The organism is Brevundimonas sp. NPDC046655, assembly GCF_044901625.1.
Taxonomy (GTDB): domain Bacteria; phylum Pseudomonadota; class Alphaproteobacteria; order Caulobacterales; family Caulobacteraceae; genus Brevundimonas.
Genome location: NZ_JBJDPV010000005.1, coordinates 109,785 through 129,925 on the forward strand (window position 1 = coordinate 109,785; position 20,141 = coordinate 129,925).

At 66.7% G+C, this 20,141-nt stretch carries 20 protein-coding genes and 2 tRNA genes; 9 read left to right on the top strand and 13 right to left on the bottom strand.

Features of this window, described 5'->3' with window-relative positions; all coding sequences use genetic code 11:
• Position 1: 1 nt before the first annotated feature.
• Together ctaD and coxB are read right to left on the bottom strand one after the other, a co-directional pair.
• Entirely contained in the window at positions 2 to 1,654 is a 1,653-nt protein-coding gene (gene ctaD / locus ACI2KI_RS14060; protein ID WP_312065812.1) for a cytochrome c oxidase subunit I, read from the bottom strand.
• A gap of 23 nt (positions 1,655 to 1,677) precedes the next feature.
• Positions 1,678 to 2,646 (bottom strand): cytochrome c oxidase subunit II, encoded by a 969-nt coding sequence (gene coxB, locus ACI2KI_RS14065; RefSeq protein WP_404621060.1) that lies wholly within the window; start codon positions 2,644 to 2,646, stop codon positions 1,678 to 1,680.
• Positions 2,647 to 2,895: 249 nt separating this feature from the next.
• Between coxB and ACI2KI_RS14070 the strand changes: the two genes are divergently transcribed.
• The 4 genes from ACI2KI_RS14070 (at position 2,896) to tldD (ending at position 6,222) form a co-directional block, all read left to right on the top strand.
• Entirely contained in the window at positions 2,896 to 3,312 is a 417-nt protein-coding gene (locus ACI2KI_RS14070; RefSeq protein ID WP_292083787.1) for a PadR family transcriptional regulator, read from the top strand.
• Positions 3,309 to 3,875: a DUF1700 domain-containing protein gene (locus ACI2KI_RS14075; protein WP_292083788.1), complete on the top strand. Its 567-nt coding sequence runs from the start codon at positions 3,309 to 3,311 to the stop codon at positions 3,873 to 3,875. The genes ACI2KI_RS14070 and ACI2KI_RS14075 overlap by 4 nt, the downstream gene beginning before the upstream one ends.
• A gap of 19 nt (positions 3,876 to 3,894) precedes the next feature.
• Positions 3,895 to 4,674: a GIN domain-containing protein gene (locus tag ACI2KI_RS14080; protein ID WP_404621062.1), complete on the top strand. Its 780-nt coding sequence runs from the start codon at positions 3,895 to 3,897 to the stop codon at positions 4,672 to 4,674.
• 117 nt (positions 4,675 to 4,791) lie between these two features.
• Positions 4,792 to 6,222, top strand: a complete 1,431-nt coding sequence (gene tldD, locus ACI2KI_RS14085) for a metalloprotease TldD (protein WP_404621064.1) — start codon at positions 4,792 to 4,794, stop codon at positions 6,220 to 6,222.
• A gap of 7 nt (positions 6,223 to 6,229) precedes the next feature.
• On the opposite strand, the gene ACI2KI_RS14090 is transcribed toward tldD, so the two are convergent.
• Genes ACI2KI_RS14090 through ACI2KI_RS14100 form a run of 3 tightly spaced genes read right to left on the bottom strand, consistent with a single transcriptional unit; the run spans position 6,230 to position 8,170 of the window.
• Positions 6,230 to 6,940: a TraB/GumN family protein gene (locus tag ACI2KI_RS14090; protein WP_404621066.1), complete on the bottom strand. Its 711-nt coding sequence runs from the start codon at positions 6,938 to 6,940 to the stop codon at positions 6,230 to 6,232.
• 9 nt (positions 6,941 to 6,949) lie between these two features.
• Positions 6,950 to 7,147 carry a hypothetical protein gene (locus ACI2KI_RS14095; RefSeq protein ID WP_404621068.1) on the bottom strand — a complete coding sequence of 66 codons (198 nt, stop codon included), beginning with the start codon at positions 7,145 to 7,147 and terminating at the stop codon, positions 6,950 to 6,952.
• Between the two features lie 57 nt (positions 7,148 to 7,204).
• The gene (locus ACI2KI_RS14100; RefSeq protein WP_404621070.1) at positions 7,205 to 8,170 is read right to left on the bottom strand and encodes a TraB/GumN family protein; all 966 of its coding nucleotides are present in this window, start codon (positions 8,168 to 8,170) and stop codon (positions 7,205 to 7,207) included.
• 148 nt (positions 8,171 to 8,318) lie between these two features.
• On the opposite strand from ACI2KI_RS14100, the gene ACI2KI_RS14105 reads away from it, so the two are divergent.
• On the top strand, positions 8,319 to 10,355 hold the full coding sequence (locus ACI2KI_RS14105; protein ID WP_404621072.1) for a TonB-dependent receptor plug domain-containing protein: 2,037 nt from the start codon (positions 8,319 to 8,321) through the stop codon (positions 10,353 to 10,355).
• Positions 10,356 to 10,488: 133 nt separating this feature from the next.
• Here the strand turns inward: ACI2KI_RS14105 and ACI2KI_RS14110 are convergent, their stop codons facing one another.
• Positions 10,489 to 12,267: an oligopeptide:H+ symporter gene (locus ACI2KI_RS14110; protein WP_312064163.1), complete on the bottom strand. Its 1,779-nt coding sequence runs from the start codon at positions 12,265 to 12,267 to the stop codon at positions 10,489 to 10,491.
• Between the two features lie 223 nt (positions 12,268 to 12,490).
• Here ACI2KI_RS14110 and ACI2KI_RS14115 point away from each other — a divergent pair, with 223 nt between their 5' ends.
• Positions 12,491 to 13,660, top strand: coding sequence for an N-acetyltransferase (locus ACI2KI_RS14115; RefSeq protein ID WP_404621075.1), 1,170 nt, complete (start codon positions 12,491 to 12,493; stop codon positions 13,658 to 13,660).
• Positions 13,661 to 13,696: 36 nt separating this feature from the next.
• Here ACI2KI_RS14115 and mscL read toward each other — a convergent pair whose 3' ends face one another.
• The 6 genes from mscL to aroA form a co-directional block, all read right to left on the bottom strand.
• Positions 13,697 to 14,098, bottom strand: a complete 402-nt coding sequence (gene mscL, locus ACI2KI_RS14120) for a large-conductance mechanosensitive channel protein MscL (RefSeq protein WP_313101346.1) — start codon at positions 14,096 to 14,098, stop codon at positions 13,697 to 13,699.
• A gap of 19 nt (positions 14,099 to 14,117) precedes the next feature.
• A complete protein-coding gene (locus ACI2KI_RS14125; RefSeq protein WP_105562595.1) occupies positions 14,118 to 14,408 on the bottom strand; it encodes an integration host factor subunit beta in 291 nt (96 codons plus the stop codon).
• 212 nt (positions 14,409 to 14,620) lie between these two features.
• Positions 14,621 to 16,324: a 30S ribosomal protein S1 gene (rpsA, locus tag ACI2KI_RS14130; RefSeq protein ID WP_292083798.1), complete on the bottom strand. Its 1,704-nt coding sequence runs from the start codon at positions 16,322 to 16,324 to the stop codon at positions 14,621 to 14,623.
• Between the two features lie 208 nt (positions 16,325 to 16,532).
• Entirely contained in the window at positions 16,533 to 17,183 is a 651-nt protein-coding gene (cmk, locus tag ACI2KI_RS14135) for a (d)CMP kinase (protein WP_404621306.1), read from the bottom strand.
• Complete coding sequence (locus ACI2KI_RS14140) at positions 17,180 to 17,419, bottom strand: hypothetical protein (RefSeq protein ID WP_313412994.1); 240 nt, start codon at positions 17,417 to 17,419, stop codon at positions 17,180 to 17,182. The genes cmk and ACI2KI_RS14140 overlap by 4 nt, the downstream gene beginning before the upstream one ends.
• 40 nt (positions 17,420 to 17,459) lie before the next feature.
• The gene (aroA, locus tag ACI2KI_RS14145) at positions 17,460 to 18,788 is read right to left on the bottom strand and encodes a 3-phosphoshikimate 1-carboxyvinyltransferase (RefSeq protein WP_404621078.1); all 1,329 of its coding nucleotides are present in this window, start codon (positions 18,786 to 18,788) and stop codon (positions 17,460 to 17,462) included.
• 131 nt (positions 18,789 to 18,919) lie between these two features.
• Here aroA and ACI2KI_RS14150 point away from each other — a divergent pair, with 131 nt between their 5' ends.
• The 3 genes from ACI2KI_RS14150 to ACI2KI_RS14160 all read left to right on the top strand — a co-directional run bounded on the left by ACI2KI_RS14150 (position 18,920) and on the right by ACI2KI_RS14160 (position 19,710).
• Positions 18,920 to 19,387: a TIGR02300 family protein gene (locus ACI2KI_RS14150; protein ID WP_292083801.1), complete on the top strand. Its 468-nt coding sequence runs from the start codon at positions 18,920 to 18,922 to the stop codon at positions 19,385 to 19,387.
• Between the two features lie 125 nt (positions 19,388 to 19,512).
• Positions 19,513 to 19,588, top strand: a tRNA-Ala gene (locus tag ACI2KI_RS14155).
• Between the two features lie 46 nt (positions 19,589 to 19,634).
• Positions 19,635 to 19,710 (top strand) — tRNA-Ala (locus tag ACI2KI_RS14160).
• Between the two features lie 50 nt (positions 19,711 to 19,760).
• Here the strand turns inward: ACI2KI_RS14160 and ACI2KI_RS14165 are convergent.
• Entirely contained in the window at positions 19,761 to 19,973 is a 213-nt protein-coding gene (locus tag ACI2KI_RS14165; protein ID WP_404621080.1) for a hypothetical protein, read from the bottom strand.
• Between the last annotated feature and the right edge of the window lie 168 nt (positions 19,974 to 20,141).

Here is a 20,141-nt window from a genome sequence, read left to right on the forward strand (position 1 = left end):
ATCAGTGGTTGTCCGCCTTGACCACCGGCAGTTCGTTGAACTGGTGGTGCGGCGGGGGCGACGACAGGGTCCACTCCAGGGTGGTGGCGCCTTCGCCCCACGGATTGGCCTCGCCCTTGCGGCGACGGATCGCGGCTTCAGCCAGCATGACCAGGAAGACGGCGACGCCGACGATGGTGATCAGATAGCCGACCGACGAGATGTGGTTCCAGTAGGTGAAGGCTTCCGGGTAGTCGATGTAACGACGCGGCATGCCCTGCAGACCCAGGAAGTGCTGCGGGAAGAAGACCAGGTTCACGCCGACGAACATGATCCAGAAGTGGGTCGCGCCGAGGAACTCGTTGTACTTCACACCGAACATCTTCTCGAACCAGTAGTAGAAGCCGGCGAAGATCGAGAAGACGGCGCCCAGCGACAGCACGTAGTGGAAGTGCGCCACGACGTAGTAGGTGTCGTGCAGGCTGTAGTCGATGCCGGCGTTCGACAGGACCACGCCGGTCACGCCGCCGAGGGTGAACAGGAAGATGAAGCCCATCGCCCACAGCATGGGCGTCTTGAAGGTGATGGAGCCGCCCCACATGGTGGCGATCCAGCTGAAGATCTTCACGCCCGTCGGCACGGCGATGATCATCGTCGCGGCCACGAAGTAGGCGCGCAGGTTGATGCTCATGCCCACGGTGTACATGTGGTGCGCCCACACGATGAAGCCGATGAAGCCGATGGCGACCATGGCGTAGGCCATAGCGAGGTAGCCGAAGATGGGCTTCTTCGAGAAGGTCGAGACGATGTGCGAGATGATGCCGAAGCCCGGCAGGATCATGATGTAGACTTCGGGGTGGCCGAAGAACCAGAACAGGTGCTGGTACATCACCGGGTCGCCGCCGCCGGCCGGATCGAAGAAGCTGGTGCCGAAGTTGCGGTCCGTCAGCAGCATGGTGATGGCGCCCGCCAGAACCGGCAGCGACAGCAGCAGCAGGAAGGCCGTGATCAGCACGCCCCAGGCGAACAGCGGCATACGGTGCAGGGTCATGCCCGGCGCGCGCATGTTGAAGATGGTGGTGATGAAGTTGATCGCGCCGAGGATCGACGAGGCGCCGGCGACGTGCAGCGAGAAGATCGCCAGGTCGAACGACGGCCCCGTGTGGCCCATGGTGGAGAGCGGCGGATAGGCCGTCCAGCCGCCGCCGAAGCCCTTGCCCGGGCCGCCGTCGACAAACATCGAGATGACCAGCAGGACGAAGGCGGCGAACAGCAGCCAGAACGAGATGTTGTTCAGGCGCGGGAAGGCCATGTCCGGCGCGCCGATCATGATCGGCGTGAAGTAGTTGGCGAAGCCGCCCATGGTCGCCGGCATGACGACGAAGAAGACCATGATCAGGGCGTGAGCCGTGACCGTGACGTTGTAGCCGTGCTTGGAGGCCTCAACGATCCCCAGCTGCTGGATGATCGTGCCTTCCTTGAACAGCTGGATGCCCGGCTCGGCCAGTTCCCAGCGGATCAGACCCGAGAGGGCGCCGCCCACCAGACCGGTGAAGATGGCGAACATCAGGTACAGCATCCCGATGTCTTTGTGGTTCGTCGACAGGAACCAGCGGGTGAAGAAACCCGGCTTGTGATCGTGATGATCGTCGTGTGTTGCGGCAGCGGTGGCCATGATCGTTGGGCTCTCGCGTCTTGTTACTGGGCGGCCGGCGCGACGGGCGCGGCAGCGGCTGCGGGGGCCGCGGGAGCGGCGGCGGTCGGGGCGACGGCGGCGTCAGCAGCCGGAGCGGCGACGACAGCGGCGGCGGGAGCAGCAGCAGCGGCCGCCGCGGCGGCTTCGTCAGCCTTCTTCGTCATGGAACCGCCCTTGGAGGCGACCCAGGCGGCGAACTCGGCCTCGGTGACGACGTTGATCTGGATCGGCATGAAGGCGTGGTCGACGCCGCACAGCTCCGAGCACTGACCATAGTAGACGCCGGTCTTCTCGGCCTTGAACCAGGTGTGGTTGATACGGCCGGGAACAGCATCGACCTTCAGGCCAAAGGCCGGCAGGGCGACGGCGTGGATCACGTCGGAGGCCGTGATCAGCAGTTCGACGGTCTTGCCGACCGGAACGACCATCGGCTCATCGGCGGCCAGACGGTAGAGGTGGGCCGGAGCCTTGTCCTCGGGCGTCATGTTCGAAATGTACTCGGCCACGCCCTGATCAGGATATTCATAGGCCCAGTTCCACTGGTTGCCGGTGACCTTGACCGTCAGATCGACTTCCGGCGTGTCGTGATAGGCGAACAGCAGGCGGAACGAGAAGAGCGAGATACCGACCAGGATCAGCACCGGCACCACGGTCCAGATGACCTCGATGACCGTGTTGTGGCTCCACTTGGCCGGAACCGGATTGGCGCGCTTGTTGTAGCGGACGGCGATCCAGATCAGCAGGCCCAGCACCAGCAGGGTGATGATCGTGATGACGGGCATCAGCACCCAGTCATGGAAGAAGATCGCCTCGTGCTTCAGCGGCGCGGCGGCGGGTTGCAGGCCGATACCGCCCGGGGTCGGTTGACCCAGCAGATCCTGCGCCCAAGCCGGCGCAGCGACGAAGGCGGCAAGAGCGGTCGCGGCGACGCCGCCTCCGATCCGCGCCATGGCTCGCGTGCCCATCCCCATTCGATTCCTCATAAACCGTTTCGCAGCCGATACTTGCGAGCAATTCGCAAACACCCCCCGGGCCCTTGCGGACCTCGGCGTTTCAGGCCGGTCCTTATCGGCTCGGCTTGCGCTTGCCAAGCGATCAAGACGCTCAAGTGACGGGATGAGGCGAAAGTTCGGCGGATTAATTCGCTGTCATGTACCGACAGCTACCTTGCACCGCACGATACCTTGCGATACCCATTCGTTATCAACGAAGGGAACGCCATGCCCGACTCCATCGACATCCAACTGAAGAAAGGCGTGCTGGGATTATGCGTGCTGGCCCTGCTGGCCCGCTCCGACAGCTACGCCTACGAGATCGCCAGCCGCCTGTCCGACGCCATCGGCATGGGCGAAGGCACCATCTATCCGCTGATGCGGCGGATGCAGAGCGACGGTCTGGTCGAGACCTATCTGGTCGAATCGCCCAGTGGCCCGTCGCGCAAGTACTATCGCCTCACCAGCGCCGGCCGAACGGCGCTGGAAGGCCAGACCGCCGAATGGCGCGCCTTCGCCCAGGCCGTCGAGGCCCTGGTGGCGAACACCGCGCCGCACAGCGACGCCATAGCGGCGGGCGCGCCGGTCGAACCGGCGGCCTTGACCGACCAATCCGAAGACGCTCAACGGGGAGCTGAACAATGAACCGCGCAGAATTCCTGGCCCGCCTGAAACGCGGACTGGTCGGGCTGCCGACCATCACGGCGAACGAGATCGTCGCCGACTATGAAAGCCATTTCGCCGACGGCGCCGCCGCCGGCCGCACCGAGGCGCAGGTCGCCGAAGCCCTGGGCGATCCCGATCGTCTGGCTCGCGAACTGAAGGCCGAGGCCAGCGCCAAGCGCTGGACCCAGGAACAGTCCCCGCCCGCCGCCGCCGGCGCCATCTTCGGCATCCTTGGCCTGGGCGCGATCGACATCCTGATCCTTCTGCCCATCGCCCTGCCGATCTTCGGCACGGTTCTGTCCATGCTGATCGGCGGGGTCGGGGTCTTCGTGGCCGGCGGCTTCGTCATGGTGGCCGGCTCCTTCATGGGCCTGCCGGGCGGCGCCCTCGCCGCGGCGCTGCTGGGCGTCGGCCTGATGGGCCTGGGAATCTTCATGGTCGCCCTGATGGCCCTGCTGACCAAGTGGCTGATCGACGCCACCATCTGGTACGCCCGGCTGCACTACCGCGTCCTGAAACCCGCCCTCGAACCGCAAGCCTGAGCCAAGGGAGAATAATGTCATGATCCGCAATCTGCTCATCATCTCCGCCGCCGGCCTGGTTCTGGCCGTTGTCGGCATCGGCGGCGCCTTCGCCGTCGGCGGCCGCGACCTGGCGCGCCACGACTGGACCTGGGTCGTCACCGACGACGAGCCCGGCGACAGCGGCTTCACCATCGAACGCGGCAAGGTTTCGCCCGAGACCACCCGCACCATCGCCTGGGTCGAAGGCGAGCGCCTGGCCATCGATCTGCCCGCGGACGTGGTCTATGACCAGCAGGCCGACGCCCCCGGGATCACGATCACGGGCGCCGAGAACGTGGTCAATCGCGTGCGCTTCGCCAACGGTCGGCTGACCCTGGACGAATCGCCGCGCGGCGACCGGAGTTATGTCCGCTGGACCCGCACCGGCATTCGCGGCTGGAGCGAGACCGACGCCCTGAAGGTCATCATCAAGGCGCCGTCGGTGAAAGCCTTTGATCTGTCCGGCATGACCGAACTGAAGATCCGCGGCTATGACCATCCGACGCTGGAGTTGAGCCTGACCGGCGCTTCCGACGTCAAGGTCCAGGGCCGGACCGGCGCCGCGACGATCGACGCCTCCGGCTCCAGCGACGCCCGCCTGGACGAACTGATCGTCGACGACGCCAAGGTGCGGGTCAGCGGCTCGGGCGACGTCCGCGTCGGCCCCACGGGCAAGGCCGACGTCGACGTCTCGGGCAGCGGCGACGTGCGCCTGACGCGCCGCCCGGCCGAACTGCGGCAGTCGGTCAGCGGGTCGGGCGACGTCACCCAGGACTGATCCTCCATATTGCAGACGTCCTCACGCCCCCTTTCGCCATGCGGAAGGGGGCCTTCCCTATGCGGAACCGGCGGTCTGCCCCGTGACGGGAGCCGGTCGAGCGCCTATCTAGCCTCCATGAGCACCGTCGCCTCCCCCTCCCCCATCCTCGACGCTTCCGGCGTGGCCCCCGACGAGGCCCTGTCCATCCTGCAGACGGCCCTGGCCGGCGCGGACGACGGCGAGCTGTTTCTGGAAAAGACCGAGAGCGAATCCCTGGTCTTCGACGACGGACGGCTGAAGGGCGCCTCCTATGACGCGGTCGAGGGTTTCGGCCTGCGCGTCGTGGCGGGCGAGACCGCCGGTTACGCCCACGCCAACGAGATTTCCGCCGCCGCCATCCGTCGCGCCGCCGACAGCGCCGCCCTGGCCAAGCGCGGCTACGCCGGCCAAGCCGCCGAGGCCCCGCGCGCCACCAATCAGAAGCTCTATGACGAGGTCGATCCCCTCGCCTCGCCCGGCTTCTCGGACAAGATCGAACTGCTGTCGGAAATCGACGCCTGGGCACGCGCCCGCGACCCCCGCGTGGTTCAGGTCTCGGCCTCGATCATCGGCGAGCGCCGCGCCGTCGAGATCCTGCGCGCCGACGGCCGCCTGCTCAGCGACGTGCGCCCCCTGGTCCGGCTGAACGTCTCGGTCACGGTCGAACGCGACGGCAGGCGCGAGAGCGCCTCGTCCGGCGCCGGCGGCCGCGCCGGCTTCGAGGCCTGGATCGCCCCCGACCGCTGGCAGGGCCAGATCGACGAGGCCCTGCGCCAGGCCCTGATCAACCTCGACGCCGTCGACTGTCCGGCGGGCGAGATGGATGTGGTCTTGGGCGCCGGCTGGCCGGGCGTCCTGCTGCACGAAGCCGTCGGCCACGGCTTCGAGGGCGACTTCCACCGCAAGGGCTCCTCGGTCTTCAGCGGCAAGATGGGGCAGCGCGTGGCCGCCCCCGGCGTGACAGTGGTGGACGACGGCTCGATCGCCGGACGTCGCGGCTCCCTGTCCTTCGACGACGAAGGCACCCCGACCTCGCGCACCGTCCTTATCGAGGACGGGATCATGGTCGGCCTGATGCACGACCGCCTGTCGGCGCGTCAGCTGGGGGCGAACGCCACCGGCAACGGGCGTCGCCAGTCCTTCGCCCACATGCCCATGCCCCGCATGACCAATACCTTCATGGAAGGCGGCAGGGACACGCAGGCCGACATGATCGCCAGCACCAAGCGCGGCCTCTACGCCGCCAACTTCGGCGGCGGCCAGGTGGACATCACCAACGGCAAGTTCGTCTTCCAGTGCACCGAGGCCTATCTGATCGAGGACGGCAGGATCACCGCCCCGGTGCGCGGCGCCACCCTGATCGGCGACGGGGCCACGGCCCTGACCCATATCCAGATGATCGGCGACGACTTCGCCTTCGACCCCGGCGTCGGCACCTGCGGCAAGTCCGGCCAGGGCGTCCCCGTCGGCATCGGCCAGCCCAGCCTCAAGATCGGCGGCCTGACCGTGGGCGGCACGGCGGTCTGATCTGGGATCAGTCGGCCTTCCAATCCGGGCCGCTGACGTCCAGTCCTCGCGCCTCGGCCTGATCGAGCAATCCGGCTGGCTCGGCGGCGATGCTGACGGGGGCGACCATCAGGGTGGTCTTGGGCGCGGCCAGCGCATCAATGAGCGCCTGGCCCCATTGGGCGCGGCCCGCGCGGCGCAGTTCGCCATCCGCGAACCAGGCGCAGCGGTCGATGGCCTGTCCCAGGGGCGTCGCCATCAGGCTGGGCACGTCCTGACGCGCCCAGCTGGACGCCCGCAAGACGACGCCGTCCCGCCCAGCCTCGACGGCGCTCATGGCGGCCGTCAGACAGGCGACCTGGCCCTGATCCGGCACAGCGACCGCCTCATCGATGTGATGGGCGTCCATGTCGCCGACCAGGACCGAAGTCTTGTTCGCCTTCCGCGCCGTGGCGCGGATCACGCTCTCCGCGCTGGGTCCGTTCCCGCGTCCATAGGCCAGTCGGCGGTTCAGCAAGTCCTCGGCGATGGCGACCAGGCCGCGTTCGGAATAGTCCCGCCGACAATTGACGCCCAGCCGCTGCAGCCGCCCCTGCTGTTCAGCATCGATATAGTCGGCGACCGTCGTCCCTTGCGGCAACCGCGCCTTGGCGCGGCGAAGACGCATGAAATCCCCCAGGCTCATCGTCGCCGACTGCGACATGACGATGGCGTCGGCCTGCTGCACCGCCGCCTCCAAGGCCTCGGGTCACCAGACGATGTCGCGGGGGATCGACCGGGCCGACCCGACCAGGATCACCGTGCTGTCGCCGTCACGGATCCGCCAAAACGGGGCGCCAGACCGGCGCGCGATCACGACGATGTCTTCCAGCTCGGTCGTCGGATCATCCTGAGCGGCGGCGGGCAGCCCGAGGACCAGACCCGCCATCGCGGCGAGAAGCGTCATAGATCTCGGCATCCTCGACCTCCCCGGCATTGGTCCAACCTGTATCATTCCGTCCGCTCAGTCGTCAGCGGCGGCAGCCTTCCACGCCGGCCCCTCGATCTCGTAGCCTTCGGCCTCCAGCGCATCGAGCACGCCATTCGGTTCGGCCAGGACGCGCAACTGGGCGACGGCCAGGGTCACGCCCGGCTCGTCCAGCGCCGTCTGCACCGCCTCGGCCCACTGACGGCGCAGCAGGGGCGCGATCTCGGGGTCGCCCCAGGGCCAGCACAGGCCGAGCGCCTGCTCCAGCGGCTGGGCCATGACCTCGGGGACGCGGCGCGCCTTCCACGCCGCAATGCGCACTGCGGCCCCCTCCGGTCCCGCCTCGGCGGCGGCCAGGGCGCGCTCCACGCAGGTGGCGTAGGCGGCGGGCGGGGCGGTGATCAGGTTGTCGACGATCTCGTCGCCGCGCACGGTCCCGACCGGGCGCACCGGGATGCGGGCGTCGCGTGCCGCCTTCTTGATGACGTCAGTGGCGTTGCGGGTGCGGCCCCGCTCATAGCCGGCCTTGTCGCCCGTCAGATCCATGCTGAGGATCATCAGGCTGTTGGTGCGCCAGCCGTCGTTCCGCTGGTCCGCCATCACCGTCTCGAGTCGCGCCTGAACCTCGGGCGACAGGTAGTCCGCCGTCGTCGTGCCGTTCGGAAGGCGTGCGATCGTACGGATACGCCAGATCAGGCGCATCACGTCGGCCAGGGACGCGCGGCCCTCCTGAGGGAAGAGGATGCGTTGCGCGCGCCGCGCCGCGTCCTCAAGGGCCTCGGGCCGCCACTCGACATCGCGCGGCACGCCGCTGATGGCGCCGACCAGGATCAGGGTGCTGTCGCCGCGCGTCACCTCCCAGATCGGGGCGTCGGTGCGACGGGCCGTGACGACGATCTCGTCCACCGTGGTCGCGGGCGTCTCGCCGTCCTGCGCTTGAGCGGTAGCGCCGACCGACAGCGAGAGAACAAGCGTCGAAAGAGCGAGGATACGTGAGATCATGTCAGATGGCGTAACAGTATCCAGCCAGGCTGTAATCTGACTATTCGGTAATGCTGTCCGCAATTTAATCCACCTGTCAGGCTTGTAACTGGAGGCTGGGCCTCGCTGCCGTCACACCTTCCCCACGACCGAGGGAGAGGACGACGCCATGACCAAGACCATTCTGCTGGCCACCACCGCCGCGCTGGCTTTCGCCGCTGCAGCCCCGGCCCTGGCCGAGACCACGCGCGCCCCCCAGACCGCCGAGGCCAGCGACCAGGGCGTCCTGATCTTCGCGCCCGACTTCTTCAAGGACGCCCGTCCGAACACGGCGCTGGACATGGTCAACCGGATCCCCGGCTTCTCGGTCAACGACGGCGACGGCGCCCGGGGCTTTGAAGGCGCGGTCGGCAACATCCTGATCAACGGCTCGCGTCCGGCCTCCAAGAACGACACCGGCTCCAATGTGCTGAGCCGCACGGTCGCCGCCCAGGTCGAGCGCATCGAACTGGTCCGGGGCGGCGCCCCCGGCATCGAGATGCAGGGCTATTCGGTCGTCGCCAACGTCATCCTGAAAACCACCTCCAGCCGCGAACACATCCTGACGACCAACGCCAGCCTGTTCGAAGGCGGCCAGGATCTGTTCGGCGGCTCCTATCAGTTCACGGCTCGCGAGGGCGACCGGACCTGGGGCGTGACCCTGAGCGACGGCATCTCGTCCAGCGATTCCAACGGCGCCGGCTACGTCGTGCGCTCCGACGCCAACGGAAACGTCCTGCGCAACGAACAGTATTACAACGACGGCTACGGCGGCGGGAACTCGATCCGCGGCAACTACTCCAGCCCCTTCATGGGCGGCAAGATCGACCTGACGGCGCGCTACGGCATCAACGACTGGCACAACATCAACCGTCAGACGGCCCCCAACGTCCTGCGCGAAAGCTTCTATGACAACGACGGCAAGAGCGGCGAAGTCGGCGTGGTCTATACGCGGCCGCTGAGCGAGAAGCTGAAGCTGGAGACCCGCTTCATCCACGAGTTCGAGGAGTTCGACAACGTCTCCACCTCGCGCAACCGCGACGGCGCCGTGGTCAGCCCGGAACAGCTGTTCGCCTCCAACGGCAATGGCTCCGAGACCATCCTGCGCGGCCTGGTCCGCTATGAGCGGTCGCCCGCCATGGACTTCGAGGCCGGCGGCGAGGTCGCCTACAACATGCTGGAGACCGAACAGGCCTATTCGGTCGGCGGCGTGGCCGTTCCCCTGCCCTCGGCCTCGGTCAAGGTCGAGGAGACGCGCGGCGAGCTGTTCGGCAAGGGCACCTGGCGGATCAATCCGAAATGGACGCTGGAGAGCGGCCTGCGGCTGGAATCCTCGACCATCAGCCAGTCGGGCGACGCCTCGCAGGAAAAGAGCTTCTTCTTCGCCAAGCCGCGCATCCTGGCCACCTGGACGCCCATGGCCAATACCCAGGTCCGCGCGCGTTTCGAGCGCACCGTGGGCCAGCTGGACTTTGACGACTTCGCCGCCTCGGCCGAATTCGCCGATGAGAGCGTCTTCGGCGGCAATGTGAACCTGTCGCCGGAGTCTCGCTGGATCAGCGAGCTGACGTTCGAGAAGCGCTTCTGGGGCGAGGGCATCGTCAGCCTGGGTCTGCGCCACGACGAGATCACCGACGCCATCGACCTGATCCCGCTGGACGGCGGCCTGGCGGCGGTCGGCAACATCGGCGACGGCACCCTGGATCAGTTGGCGCTCAACGTGACCATCCCGACGACGAAGCTGGGACTTTCGGGCGGCAAGTTCGGCTTCCGCAACACCTGGAACAAGACCGAGGTCACCGACCCGACGACGGGCGAGACCCGCCCCATCTCCGGCGTGCGGCCGACCCAGGCGACCGTCACCTTCCAGCAGGACATCACATCGTGGAAGCTGCAGTGGGGCGGCGCCTGGATCCCGCTGCTGGGCCAGAAGAACTACCAGCCGGACCAGGTCTCGGGCTGGCGCGGCACCGACTATTACGAGATGTGGGCCGAGTACAAGCCGACCCCGACCCTGTCGATCCGAGCCCAGGTCAACATCTGGAACGACTTCGATCAGGAGAAGATCGTCTTCGCCAACCGCCAGACCCGGCCCGTGGCCTTCGTCGAGGAGCGCTTCGTCGACCCTCGCACCTTCTGGCAGATCCGCGTGCGCAAGACCTTCTAGGGCTCAAGACCAAGACCCCGGCCCGTCTCCTGGAGGAAGCACGGGAAGAACGGGGCCTCCCCCGGACCAACTGAAAAGGGCGGCGCCTCCTGCGAGACGCCGCCCTTCTCTTGTCGATCGGGATGTCAGGCGATCAGTGGATGCCCGCCATGCCCTTCTTCAGCAGCGGCGACAGCACCAGCAGGACCACGCCGACGACGACGCCGGTCCAGCCGATGGTCCCGAAGATCGAGCCATAGGTCTGCAGCGCCAATTCGGGGCTGGTGACCACGCCCGCGACGGTGTCGGTCGAGGTGGCCTGGGCGATAAAGCCAGCGGCGATGTGCGCCACCGAGCTGGACAGGAACCAGACGCCCATCATCAGGCCGACAACGCGATCCACCGACAGCTTGGTGATCATCGACAGCCCGACCGGCGACAGGCACAGCTCGCCCATCGTGTGCAGGAAGTAGGTGAAGAACAGGAAGATCAGCGGCACGCGGAAGTCCACGTTGGCCTGGGTCATCGAAGCCCAGGTCAGCAGCAGGAAGCCGGCGCCGACCAGGACCAGGGCGAAGGAGAACTTCACCGGGGTCGAGGGCTCCATGTTGCGCTTGCCCAGCCACACCCACAGGGCGGCGATGATCGGACCGCCGATGACGATGATGCCCGGGTTGAACATCTGGGTCATGGGCGCATTGAACCACGACGGCATGGCCGTCGACTGGTCGGCGAACAGGGTCAGCGACGAACCGGCCTGTTCGAACAGGGCCCAGAACAGCACCGAGAAGAAGATCAGGGTCAGGGCGACCAGCATGCGGCTGCGCTCGGTGCCGCGCAGCTTGAACACCACGTAGCCGACCACCGAAGCGAAGATGAGGCCGGCCAGCCAGGGCAGGGCCGTCTCGATGATGTGGTGACGCTGCATCAGCAGCCAGACCGGCAGGACGGTGACCAGGCCGCCGATCCAGAAGACGGCCTCGAACGGCACGCCGAAGACCTTGCGGGTCTTGAGCATTTCCGGCTGCGGCGGGCCGCCGCGACCTTCCAGCCAGCTTTGGCCCAGGATGAAGGTGATCAGACCCAGGGTCATGCCGATGCCGGCCAGACCGAAGCCATAGGCCCAGCCGTACTTGATGCCGAGATAGGAACAGGCCGCCGTGGCCAGGACCGAGCCCAGGTTGATGCCGACGTAGAAGATGGTGAAGCCGCCGTCCCGACGGGGATCGTTCTCTTCATAAAGGGCGCCGACGACGGTCGAGATATTGGCCTTCAGGAAGCCCACGCCGACGATGATCAGCGACAGGGCGAAGAACAGAACCGGCTCCCCAAAGCCGAGATCGCGAACGGTTTCCAGCTTGTAGCCGTCCGTGGCGGTGAAGGCCGGGAAGCCGCTCGCCTGGGCCACCGCCGGAACAGCGGCGTCAGCCGCGACTGCGGCCGCCGGCTCGGCGCCGACCCTGGACACGCCTTCCGGCGAGATCGTGATCTGGGTGCGCTCGTCGCCGTTGACGGCGAAGATGGCGCGGTTCTGATCGCGGCCTTCGACCTGAAGTTCATAGGTCGTGGCGCCGATGGTCAGCTTCTCGCGACCGCCGGTGCCTTCAAAGGCCATCATGAAGTGGCCGGCGACCAGCAGAACGGCGCCGATGATGACCGCCTTGCGCGATCCCAGATACTTGTCGGCCAGCATCCCGCCGACCACCGGCATCAGATAGACCAGCGCGGCGTAGGCCGCGTAGATGCCCTGCGCCTCTTTCGGGCCGAACAGGAAGTGCTGGGTCAGATAGAGGACCAGCAGGGCCCGCATGCCGTAGTAGGAAAAGCGCTCCCACATCTCTGTAAGGAACAGGACCACCAGCCCCCGCGGGTGTCCCAGAAACGTCTTGCGAGGCGCCGCCGAAAGCGCGCCCCCCCCATCCGTCGTGCTCAACGGCGTTCTCCCAAATGCTGCGCCCAGACTGGCGCATTAAGGCCGGAGAAACAGCACGACGAAGCCATGCGGACAAGCGTTAACGCCGCGACCCGTCATCGCAATGACGCATTTTTTAAACAACGAACAACAACTTTAACGGGAATGTCTTCAATCTGGAACGCTCTATGCAACCTCCAGCCCCGTGGGTTGTTCGAGTCCCGTTCAGGAATAACGCCGTGTCATGATCCGTCGCTTTCACCCTTCAGACATCCCGGCCGTCAACCGGCTGCACCGCGACGTCTGGTGGCCGGAACGCTCGCCCGAAGGCTGGCGCTGGCTGGACGACAACCCGGCGCGGCGCGAGATGGACGCCCCCTCCGGCTGGGTGATCGAGGGCGCCGACGGCGGGCCTGCCGCCTTTCTCGGCAACTTCATCCAGCGCTTCTGGATCGGCGAGCGCGCCCTGCATGGAGCGACCGGCTTTTCGGTCATCGTTCCGCCCGATCAGAGAGGCCGCAGCCGCGATCTTCTCAGCGCCTTCGTCGCCCAGCCGAACTGCTTTGCGCGATACACGCTGAACGCCAACGCCCGATCCAGCCCCCTGTACAAGAAGTTCGGCATGGCCCCCTGGCCGATCGCGACCCACGGGCTGAAGCTGTCATGGGTCATCAACCCCGTGGCCTGCCTTTACGGCCGCGCCCTGCGCCGGCTCGTGGCGCGCGAGCCGCGCGCCGCGCGCTGGCTCGGCGAACAGCTGATGCCGGGCCCTCGGCCAGCCCTCGACATGACGGGATTGCCTGGCGGGATCTCGGAACTGACAGACCTGTCGGACGCCTCGCCCTACGCCGACTTCTGGACGGCCCTGCGCGATCAGGGGCGGCTGACGGCGGACCGAAGCCCGGCCGTGTTGCGCTGGCGGCTGTCCGACCCTGATCTGACGGTCCGCCCGCTTCACCTGGCGCGCCGCGTGAACGGGGAAATCACCGGTCACGCCCTGGCCCTGCTGGGCAAGGGCAATCCGATTGAGCCGCCGATGCTGGAGATTCTCGATCTGGAGGCCCTGGATCGAGACCGGCAGGCGATCCCGGCCCTGGTCGACGCCCTGCTGAAACTCGCCCCCGCGCTCGGCGCGGCCAAGGTGCGGCTCCAGGTCGTCTCGGAAAGCACCCTGCGCGATCTCGGCGACCTGGCGCGCCGCGCGCGGCGCGAGGGCGGCTGGGGTCACTGCCATGCGGCCTTCACGCCGGGTCTCCTGGGGGCAGGGGGGCAGGACGTCGGCGGCTGGCGTCCGACCCCGTTCGACGGCGACTATTCCTTCTGCATCCGGCCCCTGCCCCCGCGCGCGCCGCGCGGTCAATGGCGAAGGCTTTCGGACAAGGAAGTTCCGACCGGATCGAAGGCCTCGGCCTGAGCGGCCGCGCCCGCGGTTCGCCTCGAGCGTCCAGCCCTAGGGCCGCGCCTTCAGTTCGTCGCGGATTTCGGTCAGCAGGGCCTCGGTCGGAGTCGGGGCGGCGGCTTCCGGCGCCTGTTCCCGGCGCATCTTGTTGATGCCCTTGACCAGAAGGAAGACGACGAAGGCCACGATCAGGAACTGGATCAGGGTGTTGATGAAGGCCCCGTACTGGATGGCCACCTTCTCGACGCCGGCCGCGGCGTCCGCAGGCTTCAGCACCCATTCCAGGTGGGCGAAGTCGACCTTGCCCAGCAGCAGGCCGATGGGCGGCATGATGACCTGATCGACCAAGCTGGTGACGATCTTGCCGAACGAGGCGCCGATGATGACGCCGACCGCCAGGTCGACGACGTTGCCGCGCGCAGCGAATTCACGAAACTCGGTCAGCAGGCTCATTTCAACTCAGTCTTTCGTTTCAGGCGTCGCCGGACGCGTTCAGGCGTTCGCGAAGTTCCTTGCCGCTCTTGAAGAAAGGCACGGCCTTGGCGGGCACTTCCACCGTCTCGCCGGTGCGGGGATTGCGGCCGACCCGCGCAGGGCGGCTGCGCACCGAAAAGGCGCCGAAGCCCCGAAGTTCGACCCGTCCGCCGTCGGACAGAGCCTCTGTCATCTGACCCAGGATGACGTTGACGACCCGTTCCACCTCGGCGTGGGTGAGGTGGATGTTCTCGGCCGCCAGCTTCTCGATCAGTTCAGACTTGATCATTCAGGCCCCCGCCCGTGGCTGTTTCAGATGCAGTCGCTTCCGTTCAGGTCCGCACCCTAACCGTCTGACGCCACAGGAATAAAGAGGGCGCATCAGATTAAGAGCGATTCTCAAGGGGTAGCCTCGCCATTGGCGCGGGTTCTTGCCCGTCACGCAAGAAAAAAGGCGGCTGGATTGCTCCAGCCGCCCCATTTTCTGGTCGAAGAGGACGATTAGTCCTTCGAACCGGCCTTTTCGCGAAGCGCGGCGCCCAGGATGTCGCCGAGCGAAGCGCCCGAGTCCGACGAACCGAACTGTTCGATGGCCTCGGCTTCGTCCTTCATTTCCAGCGCCTTGACCGACACCGAGACGCGGCGCGTGGCCTTGTCGATGCCCGTGATCATGGCGTCGATGCGATCGCCGACGGCGAAGCGTTCCGGACGTTGCTCGTTGCGGTCGCGCGACAGGTCCGACTTGCGGACGAAGGCCGTGACCGGCGCGTCGTCTTCACCGAACTTGACTTCGATGCCGCCCGTTTCGATCGACGTCACGGTGACGGTGATCTGCTGGCCACGCTTGTAGACGTCGCCTTCCATCGGGTCGCCGCCGAGCTGCTTGACGCCCAGCGAGACGCGTTCCTTCTCGATGTCGACGTCCAGCACCTTGGCCTTGATCGTTTCACCCTTGCGGTAACGCTGGATGGCTTCTTCGCCCGAGACGTTCCAGTCCAGGTCCGACAGGTGGACCATGCCGTCGATGTCGTTGTCCAGACCGACGAACAGGCCGAACTCGGTGGCGTTCTTGACTTCGCCCTCGACGGTCGAACCGATCGGGTGAGCCTCAACGAAGGCTTCCCACGGGTTGTTCTGGGCTTGCTTCAGGCCCAGCGAGATGCGGCGCTTGGCGCTGTCGACGTCCAGGACGATGACTTCCACTTCCTGCGAGGTGGAGACGATCTTGCCGGGATGGACGTTCTTCTTGGTCCACGACATTTCCGAGACGTGCACAAGGCCCTCGACACCGGCTTCCAGCTCCACGAAGGCGCCGTAGTCGGTGATGTTGGTGATGCGGCCCGTGTACTTGGCGTTGACCGGGTACTTGGCTTCGACGCCGTCCCACGGATCCGACTGCAGTTGCTTCATGCCGAGGCTGATGCGCTGGGTGTCCGGGTTGATCTTGACGATCTGGACCTTGACGGTGTCGCCGACGGCCAGGACTTGCGACGGATGCGAGACGCGCTTCCACGACATGTCGGTGACGTGCAGCAGGCCGTCGATGCCGCCCAGGTCGACGAACGCACCGTAGTCGGTGATGTTCTTGACGACGCCTTCGCGGACTTCACCCTCTTGCAGCTGGCCGACCAGCTCCGTGCGCTGTTCGGCGCGGGCTTCTTCCAGGATGGCGCGACGCGAGACGACGATGTTGCCGCGCGGACGGTCCATCTTCAGGATGGCGAAGGGCTGTTCCTTGCCCATCAGCGGGCCGACGTCGCGCACCGGGCGGATGTCGACTTGCGAGCCCGGCAGGAAGGCCGAGGCGCCGCCCAGGTCGACGGTGAAGCCGCCCTTGACGCGACCGACGATGGCGCCGTTGACCGGCTGACCTTCGGCGAAGACGACTTCCAGACGGGTCCAGGCTTCTTCGCGGCGAGCCTTGTCGCGGCTGATGACGGCTTCACCCAGGGCGTTCTCGACGCGTTCCAGGTAGACTTCGACGTTGTCGCCGACCTTCGGGATGACGGCGCCTTCGCCGATGCCGAATTCGCGGGCCGGGATGCGACCTTCGGTCTTCAGACCGACGTCGATGATGATGATGTCCTTCTCGATGCCGACGACGCGGCCGTGAACGACCTGGCCTTCGCCAAGGTCGCGACCCTGCAGTTGTTCGTCGAGCAGCGCGGCGAAATCGTCGCGCGAGGGGTTGAGAGTGTCGGTCATGGAACTCTGGGGTTGAGGCGCGCGACCGGATGGCCCCGCGCGGGTGGATAAGGATGGAAAAGGGAAAATCAGGTCGTCAGGACGCGAGGCCGGCGCAAGAGGGCGCGAACAGATAAAGCCAGAACGCCCGCGGAAGCCGAGGTCAGGAGCGTTGGATTTGTCCGCCGGGCTCTATGCCTTCCCTACCGCATCGCTGCTTGAGGGAATTCTAGAGACCATGCCGGACGCGCGCCGCCTCGACGATACGGCGGGCCGCATCGAAGGCGGCTTCTATACCCAGATCGGTCGTGTCCAGCAAGACCGCGTCCTCGGCCTGGACCATGGGCGCGGAATCCCGTCCCGAATCCCGCTCGTCGCGCCGGCGGATGTCCTCCAGCATGTCATTGAAGGCGATGTCCTGCCCTCGTGCGGTCAGTTGCTTCCAGCGGCGCTCGGCGCGGACCTCGGGCGTGGCGGTGACATAGAGCTTGGCTGTGGCGTCCGGGGCGATGACCGTGCCGATGTCGCGCCCATCCAGAACGGCGCCGCCGGGCTGGGCGGCGAAGTCCTGTTGCAGCTTCAACAGGGCGGCGCGCACGCCCGGATGGCTGGCGACCCGGCTGGCCGCCTCGCCCGCGTCGCGCTCGGTCAGGCGCAGGTTATCCGCCAGGCCGACGATATCCAGCGACAGGGCCGCCGCCTCGGCCGCTGCGGCGTCGCCCAGATCATGGCCCGCATCCAGCACCGCCAGTCCCACCGCTCGATACAGCAGCCCCGTATCCAGATGCGGCAGGCCGTAGTGCGTCGCCAGGCGCGCGGCGATGGTGCCCTTGCCGGATGCGGCGGGGCCGTCGACGGCGATGACGAGCGCTTGGGTCAGGAGTTTGTCTTTCTTGTCACGTCACGAAGAGCGATCAACAGGCAGAAAACGGCGAAGGCGCCGGCAGCCAGAACCGAGACACTGTAGAAGCCGCTCAGGCCCCAGAAGACAAGCGGCTTGTCGCTGAGCGCGACATCGGGCCCCTTGCCGTGCAGCAGAATCCCCGCCTGCCAGCTGCGCCACAGAAAGCGCGCGCCCTCCAGACTGCACCACGCCATGAAGCAGGCGGCGAGCACGAATTGAAACCAGGACCCAAGGCCGGACTTCTTTCGCGCCCTAGCCACGGCCTTCGCCGATGTCGGCGCCCAGCCCGTTCATCATATGGACGAAGCCGGGGAAGCTGGTGGCGATCATTTCCGGGTCCAGCACCGAGACGGGTTGCTCGGCGCCGAGGCCGAGGATCAGGTGGCTCATGGCGATGCGGTGATCATGGGCGGTGGCGACGGTCGCGCCGCCCTTGACCGGACCACCGGTGACGATGAAGCCCTCGGCCTCTTCCTCCACCGCGACGCCGCAGGCGGTCAGGCCGGCGACCATCAGGGCGATCCGGTCGCTTTCCTTGACCCGCATCTCACCGATGCCGCGCATGATGGTGCGGCCCTCGGCATAGGCGGCGACGGCCGACAGGATCGGATATTCGTCGATCATCGAGGCGGCGCGGTCTTCCGGCACGATCACGCCCTTGAGCGCGGAATAGCGGGCCGTGATGTCGCCGACGTCCTCGCCGCCGCTGACACGGCGGTTGGAGATGGTCAGGTCGGCGCCCATCTCGATCCAGGTGTCGAACAGGCCGGTGCGCTGCGGGTTCAGCATGACGCCCTGGACCGTCACCTCCGATCCCGGCGTGATCAGGGCCGCCGCCAGGGGGAAGGCCGCCGACGAGGGATCGCCCGGCACCGCCACATCAGTTCCGCTCAGCTTCTGTCCGCCCGTCAGGCGAATGCGCCAGCCCTCGCCCTCCTCGGTCACGTCCACCACCGCCCCAAAGGCGCGCAGCATCCGCTCGGTGTGGTCGCGGCTCTTTTCCGGTTCGACCACGACGGTCTCGCCCGCCGCGTTCAGCCCGGCCAGCAGGATGGCCGACTTGATCTGGGCCGAGGCCACCGTCTGCACATATTCGATCCCCGTCAGACCGCCGCCGTGCAGGGTCAGGGGCACGCGGTCCTCGGCCGCGTTCCAGTCGAAACGGGCGCCCATGTCAGCCAGGGGGCCGGTGACGCGCTTCATCGGCCGCTTGCGCAGCGAGGCGTCGCCGTCGAAGGTCGCGCTCAGGTCATAGCCGGCGGCGGCGCCCATCAGCAGGCGCACCCCGGTGCCGGCGTTGCCGCAGTCGATGACCGAAGCCGGCGTCGTGAAGCCGCCCTGCCCGGTCACGCGCCAGTGGCCTTCACCCAGCCGCTCGACCTTGGCCCCGAAGGCCTCGACCGCGCGGGCGGTGGCCAGGATGTCGTCGCCCTCCAGCAGGCCCTCGATCTCGGTCACGCCCTCGGCCATGCCCCCGAAGATGAGCGAGCGGTGCGACATCGACTTGTCGCCGGGCGCGCGGACGGCGCCCTTCAGGGAAGCGACAACAGGACGCGCAGTAAGGGTCGAAGAGGCGGTCACCTGGCCAAAAACTCCAATTGTTCAGGAAACGCCGCGCTGGCGCGGATAAGAAGGCTTTTGACAGCGGCCCCCTTGGGTGGCAAGGGAGCCGGCCGAATTCCGGATTTTCAACTCCTGCCGAAGGTTATCCCGTGGCCAAACCCGAACTGGGCCAAAAGCAGGTCTGCCCGAACTGCCAGGCCAAATTCTACGATCTGAACCGTCGCCCGGCGCACTGCCCCAAGTGCGACACCGAGTTCGATCCGCTTGAAGAAGCCATGCGCAACCGCCGCGTTCGCGGTCGCGCCGGCGCCGGCTTCGCCGCCGACGACGAGGCCGAGGATCAAGTCGCCGACAAGTCGGTCGACGGCGACGAAGAGGAAGAGGACGCTGAAGCCTCGACCCCCGAAATCGACGAGGAAGGCCACGAGCCGATCCTGACGCCGGACGACGACGACGACGGCGAACCCGGCGCCGACGACGCCGGCATGGGCTCGTCCGACGGCGACGACGACGACGCCCTGAGCGACGACGACGATGACTCGGTGCCCTTCATCGAGGACGAAGACGACGACAGCCTGGACGATGACCTCGTCAAGCCGTCGCGCGACGACGACTGATACCAAGGGTCGGAAAAATAAGCGGAAAAAAAGTTGTCGGACCGGCTTGATCTCTCAAAAGGCCTGACATAGTTTCCGCCCCTCGCTGGGGGCCAAAATCTCCGGCGAGGCCGACCGAAAGGTTCGGGGCTTTAGCTCAGTTGGTAGAGCGCTTGCATGGCATGCAAGAGGTCAGCGGTTCGACTCCGCTAAGCTCCACCATTCGTCTCGACCCGGTTCGCCGGCACATACCCAAGCCGCAAGGCGCGGGGCTTTAGCTCAGTTGGTAGAGCGCTTGCATGGCATGCAAGAGGTCAGCGGTTCGACTCCGCTAAGCTCCACCATCAAAGGCCTCGCGGAAGCCCCGCGGGGCCTTTGTCCTATCCGTCCCCGATCAATCCTCGTCCATGGCCCGGAACATCGCCTCGGCCTCGTCGAAGCTGTCGTAGGACAGTTGCTCGGGCGGGCGGGTGATCACGAACCAGGTGACGGACCGCTCTGGCGTCAGGGTGCGGGTCTGCTGCCAGAAGCTGCGGTCGGCCCGGGACTGGAGCAGGGTCCATGTCCCCTCGCCCTTGGGCGGCTGAGGCTGCGATCGCGCGTCCATGTCGTCCTCCATCCTGACTGAACCCGCACCCCACAACAGCGCCGCTTGAGAGTCAAAGACGAGATCGCGCCGCGAGGGCGCCGGGCTGCCAATTTGTTGCGGCAAGGCGTATGAAACCCTTCATATCACCCATTCAGAGGCATTTTCCGCCCGTGAGCTCTCCGCTGA